10 protein-coding genes are annotated in these 15498 nt (G+C 70.1%); 3 read left to right on the forward strand and 7 right to left on the reverse strand.

Features of this window, described 5'->3' with window-relative positions:
* The first annotated feature begins 20 nt into the window (after positions 1 to 20).
* The gene (locus QM621_RS01720; protein ID WP_414988624.1) at positions 21 to 1223 is read left to right on the forward strand and encodes a benzoate/H(+) symporter BenE family transporter; all 1203 of its coding nucleotides are present in this window, start codon (positions 21 to 23) and stop codon (positions 1221 to 1223) included.
* A complete protein-coding gene (gene ybaK / locus QM621_RS01725; protein ID WP_414988625.1) occupies positions 1207 to 1689 on the forward strand; it encodes a Cys-tRNA(Pro) deacylase in 483 nt (160 codons plus the stop codon). Before QM621_RS01720 ends, ybaK begins: the two co-directional genes overlap by 17 nt.
* On the opposite strand, the gene QM621_RS01730 is transcribed toward ybaK, so the two are convergent.
* The 7 genes from QM621_RS01730 to QM621_RS01760 form a co-directional block, all read right to left on the reverse strand.
* Complete coding sequence (locus QM621_RS01730) at positions 1679 to 2185, reverse strand: hypothetical protein (protein WP_414988626.1); 507 nt, start codon at positions 2183 to 2185, stop codon at positions 1679 to 1681. The two genes, ybaK and QM621_RS01730, sit on opposite strands and share 11 nt — an antisense overlap.
* Complete coding sequence (dnaE, locus tag QM621_RS01735; protein ID WP_414988627.1) at positions 2182 to 5730, reverse strand: DNA polymerase III subunit alpha; 3549 nt, start codon at positions 5728 to 5730, stop codon at positions 2182 to 2184. The genes QM621_RS01730 and dnaE overlap by 4 nt, the downstream gene beginning before the upstream one ends.
* Positions 5731 to 5802: 72 nt before the next feature.
* On the reverse strand, positions 5803 to 8595 hold the full coding sequence (locus tag QM621_RS01740) for a hypothetical protein (RefSeq protein ID WP_414988628.1): 2793 nt from the start codon (positions 8593 to 8595) through the stop codon (positions 5803 to 5805).
* A 306-nt stretch (positions 8596 to 8901) separates the two neighbouring features.
* The gene (locus tag QM621_RS01745; protein ID WP_414988629.1) at positions 8902 to 10125 is read right to left on the reverse strand and encodes a pyridoxal phosphate-dependent aminotransferase; all 1224 of its coding nucleotides are present in this window, start codon (positions 10123 to 10125) and stop codon (positions 8902 to 8904) included.
* A 69-nt stretch (positions 10126 to 10194) separates the two neighbouring features.
* The gene (locus tag QM621_RS01750) at positions 10195 to 11121 is read right to left on the reverse strand and encodes an RluA family pseudouridine synthase (RefSeq protein WP_414988630.1); all 927 of its coding nucleotides are present in this window, start codon (positions 11119 to 11121) and stop codon (positions 10195 to 10197) included.
* Entirely contained in the window at positions 11114 to 11710 is a 597-nt protein-coding gene (locus QM621_RS01755) for a signal peptidase II (RefSeq protein ID WP_414988631.1), read from the reverse strand. The genes QM621_RS01750 and QM621_RS01755 overlap by 8 nt, the downstream gene beginning before the upstream one ends.
* A gap of 137 nt (positions 11711 to 11847) precedes the next feature.
* Positions 11848 to 12249, reverse strand: coding sequence for a TraR/DksA family transcriptional regulator (locus QM621_RS01760; protein WP_414988632.1), 402 nt, complete (start codon positions 12247 to 12249; stop codon positions 11848 to 11850).
* 97 nt (positions 12250 to 12346) lie between these two features.
* On the opposite strand from QM621_RS01760, the gene ileS reads away from it, so the two are divergent.
* The gene (gene ileS / locus QM621_RS01765; RefSeq protein WP_414988633.1) at positions 12347 to 15490 is read left to right on the forward strand and encodes an isoleucine--tRNA ligase; all 3144 of its coding nucleotides are present in this window, start codon (positions 12347 to 12349) and stop codon (positions 15488 to 15490) included.
* Positions 15491 to 15498 lie beyond the last annotated feature (8 nt).

Genomic DNA, 15498 nt, shown 5'->3' on the forward strand with positions numbered 1-15498 from the left:
TCTCCCCTACGATGACGCCCATGCCCGAGCCCGCCGACGACCGATCGCTCCAGCGGCCGGTCGTGGCGGGAGTCGTCACGGCGCTCGTCGGGTTCACCAGCTCCTTCGCCGTGGTCCTGTCGGGGCTGCGGGCGGTCGGCGCCTCCCCGGAGCAGGCGGCGAGCGGGCTGTTCGCGCTGACGGTCGTCTTCGGGCTCCTTATGATCGGCCTCGCCCTGTGGACTCGCATGCCGGTGACCCTCGCGTGGTCGACGCCGGGCGCGGCACTACTGGTCAGCACGGGGACGGTCGGCGGCGGCTGGCCCGCGGCCGTCGGCGCGTTCGTCCTGATCGGCGTGCTGCTGGCGCTGACCGGGGCGCTCGGTTGGCTCGGCCGGGCCGCGCGCGCCATCCCCGCGCCCATCGCGCAGGGCATGCTCGCCGGGATCCTGCTGGAACTCTGCCTCGCGCCGGTCGAGGCGGTCGCCGTCGCGCCGTGGTCGGTGCTGCCGGTGATCGTCGTGTGGCTGCTGGCGACCCGCTGGATCCCCCGCTGGGCGGTGCCGCTGGCCCTCGTCGCCGCGCTCGTCTCCATCGGCGTCTCGATCGCCACCTCCGACACGACCGTCGACCGCGCCTCGCTCGTGCCGCAGCTGACCTTCACCTCACCGACGCTGAGCGTCGCGGCGGTCGTCGGCATCGCGATCCCGCTCGCCATCGTCACGCTGGCCTCGCAGAACATCCCCGGCGTGGCGATCATGCGCGGTTTCGGCTATGACGTCCCGTGGCGGGCGTCCATGCTGACCACCGGCGCGGGCACCTCGGCGGCGGGTCTGTTCGGCGGCCATGCGATCAACCTCGCCGCGCTGTCGGCGGCGCTCGCCGCCGGCGACGAGGCCGGACCCCGTGACCGACGCTGGATCGCGGCCGTCACGGCAGGCGGCGGCTACCTCTTGCTCGCGCTGACCTCCGGCGCGCTCGTGACGCTCAGCGAGGCGGCCCCCGCCGGCATCGTCGAGACCGTCGCCGGACTCGCCCTGCTCGCCACCTTCGCCGCCGCGATCCTCGCCGCCCTCAGCGACGCCGACCACCGCACCAGCGCCGTCGTCGCCTTCGTCGTGGCCGCCTCCGGCCTGCGACTGGCCGGGGTGGGCGCGGCCTTCTGGGCGCTCGTCGCCGGGCTGGCGACACGACTTCTGTTGGAATCACCGACGCGAGGAGAGACCCGTGGCGAAGCGGACTGAGTCGACCCGGGCCACTCAGACGCTCGCACGGGCGGGCGTCGAGTTCGCCGTCCGCGCCTACGAGCACGACCCCCGCGCCACCTCCTTCGGGCGGGAGGCCGCGCAGGCGCTCGGCGTCGAGGCCGACCGGGTGTTCAAGACGCTGCTGGTCGACGTCGGCGGCGAGCTGGTGGTCGGGATCGTGCCGGTCAGCTGCTCGCTCGACCTCAAAGCGCTCGCGGCGGCCGTCGGCGGCAAACGCGCGACCATGGCCGACCCGGCCCGCGCCGAGCGGGCCACCGGTTATGTCGTCGGCGGCATCTCGCCGATCGGCCAGCGCACGACCCACCGGACCGTCGTCGACGAGACGGCCGAACTCTGGGACACCGTGCTGGTATCCGGCGGTCGCCGCGGGCTCGACGTCGAGTTGTCGCCCGCCGACCTGATCGCCGTCACTGAGGCGACGCTGGCTCCGATCACGCGCTGAGCGCCGCCTCACGCGCCTGCTCCCGAGCGCGGGGATTCACCATGACGCCCGGCAGCAACCCCGCCACGGTCGCGATGGGCCACGCGAAGAAAGCCGCCGGAGCACCCACGGCCAACCGGTCGGGAACCGTGTCGCCCACGGCGAGCCCAGCCGCCTCCGACGGGTCGCCCGGACCCCAGACGACGCCCAACTGCCAGGCGACCAGGGCGGCGGCCGCGCCGCCGGCCAACGCCATCGGCACGAGCGGCCACGCGGCGCGCCGGGCGGTGGCGGCGAGCAGGAGGCCGAGCAGCAGACCGCCGACCGCGCCCACGAGCGCGAAGTCGACGGCCACGCCGAACTCTGCGGCCATGGCCGCCTCCCCCATCTCGAGCTGTCCGTCCGCGACCGTCCACACCGGCGGCTCGGCGAGCCGCGACCAGGCGAAGGCGCCGACGACGCCGGCCACGACCGGCGCGAGCACGACCGCCGCCGTCCGTCCCCAGGCCGCCCTCATGCGACGCAGCTCGGGCCGAGGAGCTCCTTGAGGTCGGCGATGAGCGCCGACGACTGGGTGACTCGGAACTTCTGATCAAGACGCATGACGCGGGTCCCTCCCGAACTCACCAGCCGCAGATGCACCTCGTTGCCCCCGGGATGGGCGGCGAGGACCTGCTTGAATCGTGTGATCATCTCCGGGGTACAGCGTGCCACCGGCATGGTGACGGCCACCGGCCCCCCTCGCGCGACCGTCGAGACGGCCGGCTGGGTGACTTCCGTGGCCATCAGGTCGATGCCCTCGTCCTTGCGGCGCACCCGCGCCTTGACCGCCACCACCGTGTCCTCCCTCAGCAGCTCGGCGGCCAGCGCGTAGGCGCCCGGGAAGACCATGACCTCGACCGAGCCCTCCAAGTCCTCCAGGGTGATCGAGGCCCAGGTGTCGCCCTTCTTCGACAGGCGGCGCTGCACACTGGTGATGAGGCCGCACAGCTTCACCACCGAGCCGTCCTCGCGCTCGCCGTCGGCGGCCAGCTCGCCGACCGAGCAGTCCCGGCTGGCCTGCAGCACGTGCTCCAGGCCGAGCAGCGGATGGTCCGACACGTACAGGCCGAGCATGTCGCGCTCGAAGGCCAGCAGCTGCGTCTTGTCCCACTCGGGCAGGTCCGGGACCGTGACCGAGATGCCCGACCCCCCGTCGTCGTCGAGACCGTCGAAGAGCGAGTCCTGGCCGATCGCCGCGTTGCGCTTGAGGTCGATGTGCTGGTCGACCGCCTCCTCGGCGATCGTCACGAGCGCCCGGCGCCGGTGCCCCATCGAGTCGAACGCGCCGGCCTTGATGAGCGAGTCGAGCACCCGCTTGTTGCAGACCGTGATCGGCACCTTGTCGAGGAAGTCGGCGAAGTCCTCGTAGCGGCCCTTCTCCTCGCGGGCCGAGATGATGCCGGGGACGACGCTGTCGCCGACGTTGCGCACCGCCGACAACCCGAAGCGGATGTCGTCGCCGACCGAGGCGAAGGTGCCGATGGAGTCGTTGACGTCGGGCGGCAGCACCTGGATGCCGAGGCGGCGGCACTCCGACAGGTAGACCGCCGACTTGTCCTTGTCGCCGCGCACGCTGGTCAGCAGCGCCGCCATGTACTCGGCCGGATAGTGCGCCTTGAGGTAGGCCGTCCAATAGCTGATGACGCCGTAGGCGGCCGAGTGGGCCTTGTTGAAGGCGTAGTCGGCGAAGGGGACGAGGATGTCCCAGAGCTTCTTGATGGCGGGCTTGGTGAAGCCGCGCTCCATCATGCCGGCCTCGAAGCCGACGAACTCCTTCTCCAGCACCTCGCGCTTCTTCTTGCCCATCGCGCGGCGCAGGTTGTCGGCTTGTCCGAGCGTGAACCCGGCCAGCTCCTGCGCGATGCTCATCACCTGCTCCTGATAGATGATCAGGCCGTAGGTGCCGCCGAGGATCGGCTTCAACGCCTCGGTCAGCTCGTCGTCGATGTAGTCGATCTTCTGCTTGCCGGTCTTGCGCAGCGCGTAGTTGGTGTGGCTGTTGGCGCCCATCGGGCCGGGCCGGTACAGGGCGATGACGGCCGAGATGTCCTCGAAGTTGTCCGGCTGCATGAGCCGCAGCAGCGAGCGCATGGCCGTGCCGTCGAGCTGGAACACGCCGAGCGTGTCGCCGCGGCCCAGCAGCGCGTAGGCCTCCGGGTCGTCGAAGGTCAGATCCTCCAGCACCAGGTCGACGCCCCGGTTGGACTTGATGTTGGCGACCGCGTCGTCGAGGACGGTGAGGTTGCGCAGACCGAGGAAGTCCATTTTGACCAGGCCGAGCGCCTCGCACATCGGGTAGTCGAACTGGGTGATGATCGCGCCGTCCTGCTCGCGCCTCATGATCGGGACGATGTCGACCAGCGGCTCGCTGCTCATGATGACGCCCGCCGCGTGCACGCCCCAGTTGCGGATCTGGCCCTCCAGGCCGCGCGCGGTGTCGTAGATCGTGCGGACCTCGGCGTCGGACTCGTAGAGCTCGCGGAACTCCTTGCCGTCGCCGTAGCGGTCGTGATCCTCGTTGAACAGCTCGCCCAGCGGGACGCCCTTGCCCATGACGTCGGGCGGCAGCGCCTTGGTGATCTTCTCGCCCATCGCGAAGGGGTAGTCGAGCACGCGCCCGGCGTCCTTGATGGCGGCCTTGGCCTTCAGCCGGCCGAAGGTGGCGATCATCGCGACCCGGTCCGAGCCGTACTTGTCGCTGACGTACCGGATGACCTCGGCGCGACGACGTTCGTCGAAGTCGATGTCGAAGTCGGGCATGGACGGGCGCTCGGGGTTGAGGAAGCGCTCGAAGATCAGGCCGTGGGTGAGCGGGCACAGGTCGGTGATGCGCAAGGCGTAGGCGGCGATCGATCCCGCGCCGGAGCCGCGGCCGGGGCCGACGCGGATGCCGTTGTCCTTGGCCCAGCCGATGAAGTCGGCGACCACGAGGTAGTAACCGCAGTAGCCCTTGGTCTTGATGACGTCGAGCTCCATGTCGACGCGGTCGCGGACCTCCTGGGTCAGCCTCTCGCCCGGATAGCGCGACTCGATCCCCCGCCAGACCTCCTTGACGAACCAGGACTCCTCGGTCTCCCCCGCGGGCACGTCGGCGCGCGCCATGTAGCCGCCGGTGGACTCGGTGAACTCGACCTCGCAGCGCTCGGCGATGAGCAGCGTGTTGTCGCACGCCTCCTTCATCCCGAAGCGGTCCTCCCACAGATCGCGCATCTCGGCGGCGGACTTGATGTAGTAGCCGCCGCCGTCGAAGCGCAGCCGCTTCTCGTCGTTGATCTTCTTGCCCGAGGCCACGCAGATGAGCGCGTCGTGCGCCTCGGCGTCCTCGGGCAGGTTGTAGTGGGAGTCGTTGGTGGCGATCGGCGGGATGCCCAGCTCGCGGCCGAGTCGCAGCAGGTCGTCGCGGACCACCTTCTCGATGCCGATGCCGTGGTCCATCAGCTCCAGGAAGAAGTTCTCCCTGCCGAAGACGTCCTGGAACTCGCCGGCCGCCTGCCGCGCCTCCTCGTACTGGCCGAGGCGCAACCGGGTCTGGATCTCGCCGGAGGGGCAGCCGGTGGTCGCGATGAGCCCCTTGCCGTAGCGGTTCAGCAGCTCGCGGTCGGCGCGCGGCTTGTAGTAGTACCCCTCCAGGCTCGACAGCGAGGACAGCCGGAAGAGGTTGTGCATGCCCTCGGTGGTCTCGGCGAGCATCGTCATGTGGGTGTACGCACCGCCGCCGGCGACGTCGTTGCCGCCCTCCTCGGCGATATCGCCCTTGCCCCAGCGGACCCGCTTGCGCTCGCCGCGGTGGGTGCCCGGTGTGAGGTAGGCCTCCATGCCGATGATCGGCTTGACCCCGTGCTCGCGGGCCTTGGACCAGAAGTCGTAGGCGCCGTGCAGGTTGCCGTGGTCGGTCATCGCGACGGAGGTCATGCCCAGTTCGCCGACGCGCGTGAACAGCCCGTCGAGCAGGGAGGCCCCGTCGAGCATGGAGTACTCGGTGTGAACGTGCAGATGCACGAAGCTCGAGTCGCTCGACATCGCGGCAGACGCCTCCTCAGGCAGATCGTGACGGGAAGGACCAGAGTAGACGAGCCCTCGGACACGTCGTCCTCAGATGCCGCGCCCCTCCTTGAGCGAGGTGACGATGGCGGCGACCTCGTCGGCGTACCGCTCCTGCGTCTCCAACAGCTCCGTGCGCAGCCGCTCCAGCTCGAGGTCGCGCTTGGACACGCCCTCCATCGCGGCCTCGACGATCTCCCGCTGGTGCTTCAACTCGCCGGTCAGCCGGTCCACGTCGATCTCGCGGGCGGCGAGCTCGCCGCGCAGTCGCTCCAGCTCGACCGAGTTCGGATGGGTGTTGCGCTTGGCCGTCTCCAACTCCTCGCGCACCTGCCGCAGGGCGTTCTCGCGGTCGGCGAGGCGGCTCTGCTGGTCAGTGAATTCGCGCCGCAACGACTCCAGCTCGGTCCGCATCTGACCGATCTCGGACACCCGCTGATCCACGGTCTCACGACTCTCGTCGCGCTCCGCCTCCAGCGTTCGGATGATCGAATCACGCTCGATCAACTCGTCCTCGCTGGCGGTCAGTTGCGCCTGGCTGTCGACCAGCGCACGACGCAGACGCTCGACCTCCGCAACCCGATCACCCAGCTCACGACGCTCTTGGTCGAGTTCGCCGCGCAACGTCCGCACCGACGCTCGGTTCTCGGCCGACTCCGACTCTCGTTCGGCCAACTCGGTCCGCACCATCTCCAATTCACGCCGTGCCTGGTCGAGTTGCGCCTGACGCTGATCAGCCAGATGCCGAACGTCGTCAAGCTCCGCCCGAGCAGTGCGGAGCGCCGACTCACGGGCGCTGAGCTGACCCGCGTGATCGGCTGCCTGCGACTCGCTGTCGATCAACGCGCGGCGCAGCTGGTCGAGTTCGGCGAGACGCTGCTCGGAGGCCTGACGCTCCTCGTCGATCTCCGCGCGTAGCAGCCGTACCGAGGCCTGACGTTCGTGCGCCTCAGCCTCGCGCTCGGCCAGCTCGGTCCGTGTCGCCTCCAACTCACGGCGGACCCGGCTGACCTCGACGGCCTGACGGTCTCCGTCGTGACGCTCCTGTTCGACCTCCGCCCGTAGCCGACGGATGACGCCGTCACGCTCGATGACGTCGTCGTCACGCTCGGCGAGCTTTTGGCGAGCGTATTCAACCTCGGCATGCAACCGTTCGACAGCCTTCTGGGTGTCCTCCAGCTCGATGACGCGCTCGGCGAGCTCCCGCTCCCGCTCCGCCAGACGACGGGACTCCTCCTGAGCCTGCGACTCCCGCTCGGCCAACTCCGCACGAACCTTCTGCAACTCCGCCCGGGTGCGCTCGTCGGAGCGGCGAAGGTCCTCCAGCTCGGCGACGCGCTCGGCGAGCTCCCGCTCCCGCTCCGCCAGACGACGGGACTCCTCCTGAGCCAGCGACTCCCGCTCGGCCAACTCCGCACGAACCTTCTGCAACTCCGCATCGGTGCGCTCGACGGTCGAGCGCAGGGCGTCCAACTCGGTTGAGCGCTCGACCAGCTCGCGCTCGCGTGCCCGGAGCGCCTGCTCGCTCTCAGCGAGGCGGTCGGCGCTCTCTTCTGCGGCGGCCTCATGGGCAGCCAGCCGCGAAACCGCCGCTGCGAGCTCACGCTCCTGTGTGTCGGCGCTCGCCCGCAGATCCTCCAACTCGGCCCCATAGCGCTCAGCGACACCACGCAACTCGTCAAAATCACGCAGCTTCTCCTGCATGAGGTCCACCAACGCCTCGACGTCGTCCGTTCCCAGCGGGCTCTCGCCACCTGCCTCGACCGCGGAACGCAACCGCTCCCAGCCGGCGCCATGCCGCTCGACGAGCGCCTGGAACTGCGCCGACTCAGCACGCAACTCCTCCGTAGCCGCCCGCAGATCCTCCAACTCGGCACGCAGCCGCTCAGCCTCCTCCCGCGACACAGCGACATCGGCCTCACCGGCGAGAACCGCCTCACGCAGTTCGTCGGCGTGCGCGGTCAACGCCCCGACCGCAGCCTCCCGCTCGGCCAACTCGCCTCTCAGACGGTCGGTCTCACGCGCGGCAGCAGCCTCCCGCTCGGCCAACTCGGCCCTCAGACGGTTGGCCTCCTCCTCGGCAGCAGGGTCCGGCACCATCTCGACCGCCTGAGCCTCCCGCTCGGCGAGCGCACGGCGCAACTCCTCGACCTGGTCGGTGGTAGCACGATCCTGCAACTGCGAGCGCAAGTCCTCGATCTCCGTGCGCAGTCGATCAATGGTCTCGCGTGCCTCGGCCAACGCCACCTCGCGCTCAGCGACGGTGCCGCGCAGGCGGTCGATCTCATGGAAGGACGGACCGACAGGCGACGGCAACTCGTGTTCGGCAGTGCGAAGCGCCTCACGCAACGACGTGATCGTGGCGTCACGCTCGCCCACCATGGCACGCAAGTCGTCGAGTTGCGACTGCGACGGCGCGCCGAGACCCAGTCCTAACGACCCGTCCAACAGCCCGGCGTCCGTTCCCCGCCCTGCCAACTCCGCGTCGCGCTCGGCCAAGAGCAACTCACGGTCGGCCAATTCCTGGCGACGCCTCTCCAACTCCGCGGCGGCCTGCTCGAGTTGCACCCGCAACTCGGCGCTCGCGCTCTGCTCGTCGGCGAGCTCCTGACGCACCCGCTCCAACTCACCCACCGGCGACCAACGGCGCGAGTTCTCGTCGTCACCGCCCCCGACCCGCTGGGCCTCCATCTCAAGCTCGTGAACTCGGCGACGTGCCTTGTCAAGCTCCGTGTCGCTGACCGACAACGCCTCGGACATATCCGCCAGACGCGCTCGCAGCTCATCGCGCTCACGTTCGGCCTCGTCGACCAGACGTAGCAACTCGGGGACCGAATGCGGCACCGAGCTGGCTGGTTGGCCGGCATCCGAGTCGGGTTTCGCGGCCTCATCGGTCGAATCCTTCGCACGGCGGCCGCCGCCGAAGGGCCACCACGTCGACGTTAGAGGGTCCCGGCCGTCATCGGCGGGGCCGTCCTGGGACGGCGTCGGGGTCACGCGGGAAGAAAAGATGCTCCCGTTACCGTCGCGGGGATCACTCACAATCAGTCCTGTCGGGTCCGGTTCACGTCGTTGCCTTCTAGCTCACACTACCGGTTTGGTCACCCTTCCGGTCACCCCCGGCGTGTCGGCGGGTTCGTATCGGGCGGCTCACACCTGTTGCTCGTAGGTGGACAGGAAGTGACCCATGCGGCTGATCGCCTCGGCCAGGTCGCGCGACCACGGCAGCGTGACGATGCGCAGATGGTCGGGGTCGGGCCAGTTGAATCCGGTGCCCTGGGTGATGAGGATGCGCTCGGACTCCAACAGGTCGAGGGCGAACTGCTGGTCATCCTTGATCGGGTAGACCTCGGGGTCGAGCCGCGGGAAGGCGTACAGCGCGCCCTGCGGCTCGACGACCGACACGCCGGGGATCTTGCGCAACTCGGACACGGCGGTGTCGCGCTGCTCCAGGAGCCGTCCGCCGGGCAGGATCAGCTCGCGGACCGACTGATAGCCGCCGAGCGCCACCTGGATCGCGTTCTGCGCCGGGACGTTCGGGCACAGGCGCATCGAGGCGAGCAGGGTGATGCCCTCCAAGTAATCGCCGGCGCGCTCCAAGGGCCCGGTGACCGCCAGCCATCCCGCCCGGTAGCCGCAGACACGGTACGCCTTGGACAGGCCGTTGAAGGTGAGCGTGAGGACGTCGGGCGCGAGCGCCGCGAGCGCGTGGTGCTTGGCCTCGCCGTAGAGGATCTTGTCGTAGATCTCGTCGGCCATGAGGATCAGGCTGTGGCGCCGCGCCAGCTCGACGATCTTCTCCAGCGTCTCCTTGGAGTAGACCGCGCCGGTCGGGTTGTTGGGGTTGATCACGACGATCGCCTTGGTGCGGTCGGTGATCTTGGACTCCAGGTCCTCCAGATCCGGGTTCCAGTCGTTCGCCTCGTCGCAGCGGTAATGCACCGGACGCCCGCCCGCCAGGTTGGTGACGGCAGTCCACAGCGGGTAGTCCGGCATCGGGACGAGCACCTCGTCGCCGTTGTCGAGCAGCGCCTGGAGGGCGATCTGGATGAGCTCGGAGACGCCGTTGCCGATCCAGACGTGGTCGATGTCGAGGTGGGGGAAGCCCTCGATCAGCTGGTAGTGGTGCACCACCGCCCGGCGGGCCGGCAGGATGCCCTTGGAGTCGGAGTAGCCCGCCGAGCCCGCGAGGCCCGCGATGACGTCCTGCAGGATCTCCGCAGGCGCGTCGAAGCCGAAGGGCTGGGGGTTGCCGATGTTGAGCTTGAGGATGCGGTGTCCCTCGGCCTCCAACTGCGCGGCGCGGGCGCTGACCGGCCCCCGGATGTCGTAGAGGACGTCACGGAGCTTCTCGGACTGGCGCACCACACTCATGCGCCCATTGTGTCAGGCCCGCCGGGGTCGCTCGACCACGCTGACCAGGCCAATCGCGCATCAGCGGCCTCAGTCGAGCGAGCGGATCGTGTCGAGCGCGTGCTGCAGGTCGGCGGGGTACTCCGAGGCGAACTCGACCAGCTCGCCGGTGCGCGGGTGGTCGAAGGCCAGCCCGACGGCGTGCAGCCACTGCCGGTCGAGGCCGACCTTGCGCGCCAGCGTCGGGTCGCCGCCGTAGAGCGGGTCGCCGACGCACGGGTGCTTGAGCGCGCTCATGTGGACGCGGATCTGATGGGTGCGCCCGGTCTCCAGCTTGATCGTCAGCAGCGAGGCGTACCGGTGGGCCTCCAGCGTGTCGTAGTGCGTGACGCTCGGGCGGCCGTCGGAGCGCACGGTGAACTTGAAGTCGTGCTTGGGGTGCCGGGCGATGGGCGCGTCGACCGTGCCCGTGTGCGGGTCGGGGTGGCCCTGCACGAGCGCGTGGTAGGTCTTGTCGACCACGCGGTCGCGGAAGTACTGCTTGACCACCGTGTAGGCGTGCTCGGACTTCGCGACCGCCATCAGGCCGCTCGTGCCGACGTCGAGCCGGTGCACGATGCCCTGGCGCTCGGGGGCGCCGGAGGTCGAGATGCGGATGCCGCGCGCGGCGAGCGCCCCGAGCACCGTCGGCCCGGTCCAACCGACGCCCGGGTGCGCGGCCACGCCGACCGGCTTGTCGACGACCACGAGGTCGTCGTCCTCGAAGACGATCGTCAGGTCGTCGACCGGGATCGACTCGACCCGCACCGGCGCGACGCTCGGGATCACCGCCTCCAGCATCGCCCCGGCCATCACCCGCTCGGACTTGACCGGCGCGGAGCCGTCGAGCAGCACGTGCCCCTCGGCGACCAGCTCGGCCGCCCGCGAGCGGGACAGGCCCAGCAGGCGGCTCAGCGCGACGTCGACGCGCTCGCCCTCCAGCCCCTCCGGCACGGTGATGACGCGCTGCTCACTCATCGCCCGCCCGCTTCCCGTCGAGTCCGACGTTCTGCCAGGACCGCCAGAGGATCAGCCCCGCCGCGACCGTCAGATAGACGTCGGCGACATTGCCGACGAACCAGCCGTTGTAGTCGATGAAGTCGACCACGTGCCCGCGCAGCGGCCCCGGGTCGCGCAGCAGCCGGTCGGTGAGGTTGCCGGTGGCGCCCGCCAGCAGCAGCCCGAGCGCGACTGCCCACACACGGTCGTGCAGGCGCGGCGCCAGCCGGACCACGGCCACGACGACGCCGACGGCCACGAGGGTCAGCACCGCGGTCATCGACGCGCCCATGCCGAAGGCGGCGCCCGGGTTGCGCAGGAAGCGCAGCGACAGGAGACCGGGGATCACACTGATCGGGTCGTGTCCGTCCAAGCGCGCGACGGCCCAGATCTTGGTGGCCTGGTCGATCCCCCACGCCACCAGCGCGCCGACGGCCACCACCGCCAGCAGCCGACGGTCAGAACCGACGGGCGACTCGGCCTCGGCCACGCCCGTCGCCGCTTCCGGTTCCGCCTCCGACAACGCCTCCGGACGCTCCAGCGCGCGGTCGGAAGCAAGGCTCGCCAAGGAAGAAGGCGGCGCCACCGTGGTACGCGACCTGACGATCCGAGAGGCCAGCCATCCTGTAGCCCCGCCGACGGCGAGCGCAACAGCCAGAATCCACCAGCCCGGGCGTTGTCGCCTCCGCTCAGCCACCATGCCGCTCAGCGTCGCTCCTCGCGCTGCTTGCACGGCATGCACGAGATCGCGCGCGGGAAGGCCATCAGACGCAGCTTGCCGATCGGCTCGCCGCAGGTGTCGCAGGAGCCGTAGCTGCCGTCCTCCAGCCGGGCGAGCGCCTGCTCAGTCTGGTAGAGCAGCTCGCGCTGGTTCGCCGCGAGCGACATCTCCGCGTCGCGCTCCAGGCCCTTCGACCCCACGTCGGCCTGGTCGTTGCCGGCGCCCTCGACGCCGTCGCGCAAGAGGTCCGCGAGGTCGCGGTGGGTGTGTTCCAGTTCGGCCCGCAGCCGGGCCAGCTCGCGGTCGAGCTCGGAGGTGACTTCGTCGAGCTCCGCGTCGGTCCACGGGTCCTCGTCGGGAAGGACGGGAAGTGTCGGCTTCGGCATGCGCCGGACCTTAGACGCCCACGCGCGTCAGGGCAACTCCCCACGCGCGGCCGTCACCAGATTTTCACCCGGTTCCGGGCGCCCATAGAATCGCGTGGTGACCTCCGACGACCGCGCCGCCTCGGCCTACCGCCCCGTCCCCGCCCAGGTCGACCTCGTCGCCCTCGAGCACGAGGTGCTCGATCTGTGGGAGCGCGAGGAAGCTTTCGCCGCCACGCTCGCCGAACGCGCCGACGCCCCCCGCTGGACCTTCTACGAGGGTCCGCCCACCGCGAACGGCACGCCGGGCACGCACCACGTCGAGGCGCGCGTCTTCAAGGACGTCTTCCCTCGCTTCAAGACGATGCGGGGACATCTGGTCGAGCGCAAGGCCGGCTGGGACTGCCACGGCTTGCCGGTCGAGATCGCCGTCGAGAAGGAGCTGGGCCTCGGCGGCAAGCCCGACATCGAGGCCTACGGCATCGCCGAGTTCAACGCGAAGTGCCGTGAGGCGGTGCTGCGCAACGTCGGTCAGTTCGAGGAGATGACCGACCGCATGGGCTACTGGACCGACATGGCCCACCCCTACCGGACGATGGACTCCGAGTACGTGCAGAGCGTCTGGTGGGCGCTCAAGCGTATCTTCGACAAGGGCCTGCTGGCTCAGGACCACCGCGTCGCGCCCTACTGCCCGCGCTGCGGCACGACGCTGTCGGACCACGAGCTGGCCCAGGGCTACGAGACGGTCGTCGACCCGTCGGTCTACGTCCGCTTCCCGCTGACGAGCGGCCCGCACGCCGACACCGACCTGCTGGTCTGGACCACGACGCCGTGGACGCTCGTGTCGAACACCACCGTCGCCGTCCACCCCGACTACGCCTACGCCGTCGCGACGAACGGCGACGACCGCGTGATCGTCTTCGAAGGCCTGGTCGAGAAGGCGCTCGGCGAGGGCTGGACGGTCGAGCAGACCTTCGCCGGCCGCGAGATGGAGCGGTGGGCCTACCAGCGTCCCTTCGACCTGGTCGAGGTGCCCGACGCGCACTTCGTGGTGCTCGCCGAGTACGTCACCACCGACGACGGCACCGGCCTGGTCCACCAGTCCCCCGCCTTCGGCGCCGACGACATGGCGGTCTGCAAGGCCTACGGACTGCCCGTGGTCAACCCGATCGCCGCGAACGGCCACTTCGACGAGGAGGTGCCGACGGTCGGCGGCGTGTTCTTCAAGGAGGCCGACGCGACCCTGGTGGCCGACCTCGACGCGCGCGGCCTGCTGTTCGCGAAGCTCGACTACGAGCACTCCTACCCGCACTGCTGGCGCTGCCACACGCCGCTGATGTACTACGCGCTGCCCGCCTGGTACATCCGCACCACCCAGGTCAAGGACCAGCTGCTCGCCGAGAACGAGGCCACGAACTGGTTCCCCGAGACGATCAAGCACGGCCGCTACGGCGACTGGCTCGACAACAACATCGACTGGTCGCTGTCGCGCTCGCGCTACTGGGGCACTCCCCTGCCGATCTGGCGCAACGACGCCGACCCCGCGAAGATCGTCTGCGTCGAGTCGCTGGCGCAGCTGTCGGAGCTGACCGGGCGCGACCTGTCCGACCTCGACCCGCACCGCCCCTTCATCGACGACGTCACCTTCACCGTCGACGGCGAGGAGGGCGTGTACCGCCGGGTGCCGGAGGTCATCGACGTCTGGTTCGACTCCGGTTCGATGCCCTTCGCGCAGTGGGGCTACCCGCACGTCGAGGGCTCGGCGGAGCGTTTCGAGCGCGCCTACCCGGCGCAGTACATCTGTGAGGCGATCGACCAGACGCGTGGCTGGTTCTATTCGCTCATGGCCGTCGGGACGCTCGTCTTCGACAAGTCCTCCTACGAGAACGTCGTGTGCCTCGGCCACCTGCTGGCCGAGGACGGCCGCAAGATGAGTAAGCACCTGGGCAACATCCTGCTGCCGATGCCGCTCATGGACACGCACGGCGCCGACGCGCTGCGCTGGTTCATGGCCTGCTCGGGCTCGCCGTGGTCGGCGCGGCGCGTCGGCGACACGGTGCTGACCGAGATCGTCCGCAAGGTCCTGCTGACCTACTGGAACACCGTGGCCTTCCAGGCGCTCTACGCGAACGCCGCGAACTGGTCGCCGTCGGACCCCGCGCCCGCCCCTGCCGAGCGCGACGTGCTCGACCGCTGGGTGCTGTCACAGCTGCACGAGCTGATCGGCCACGTCACCGCCGACCTGGAGCAGTTCGACACGCAGGCGGCCGGCGCCCGTCTGTCGCGTTTCGTCGACGACCTGTCCAACTGGTACGTGCGCCGCTCGCGCCGCCGGTTCTGGGCCGGCGACCCCGCCGCCCTGGCCACGCTGCACGAGACCCTCGACGCGCTGACCCGGCTGATGGCCCCGCTCACGCCGTTCGTCACCGAGCGGGTCTGGCAGGACCTGATCCGTTCCACCGACGCCGACGCCCCCGTCTCGGTGCATCTGGCCGACTGGCCGGTCGCCGACCCTTCGCTGATCGTCGACGGCCTCGACGCCCGGGTGGCGCTGGCCCGCCGGGTCACCGAGCTGGGCCGTTCGGCCCGCGCCGAGGCCAAGGCGAAAGTCCGTCAGCCGTTACGTCGCGCGCTCATCGCCTCGGGCGCGTGGGAGAGGCTCGGAGAGGATCTACGCGCCCAGGTCTGCCAGGAGTTGAACATCGGCGTGCTGGAGTCGTTGGGCGACGCCGGGGCCGACTTGGTCGACCACAGCGTCAAGGCGAACTTCCGCTCGCTCGGCAAGCGGTTCGCGAAGCGCACGCCGGTGATCGCGAACGCCATCGCCGCAGCCGACGCCGCGGCCATCGCCTCCGCGCTGGCCGCGTCTGGCACGGCGAGCGTCGAGGTCGACGGCGAGACCGTCGAGCTCGGCCCCGACGACGTCATCGTCAGCGAGCGTCCCCGCGACGGCTGGTCGGTCGTCAACGACCAGGGCGAGACGGTCGCGCTCGACCTCGACCTCGACGACGACCTGCGCCGCGCCGGCCTGGCCCGCGAGGTCATCCGAGCCGTCCAGGAGGCCCGTAAGACCTCCGGCTTCGAGGTCACCGACCGGATCGAACTGACCTGGAGCGGCGACGACGCGATCGTCGCAGCCATCGACGCCCACGGCTCGGAGGTCGCCGAGGAGGTGCTCGCGGTCTCCGTGGAGCAGGTCCACGAGGACCACGCCTTCACCGAGAGCGAGCTCGGCCTGTCCTTCACCGTCACCCGCGTCTGAGGGGGTGC

The sequence above is a fragment of the Aeromicrobium sp. genome, assembly GCF_047606445.1.
Classification (GTDB): domain Bacteria; phylum Actinomycetota; class Actinomycetes; order Propionibacteriales; family Nocardioidaceae; genus Aeromicrobium.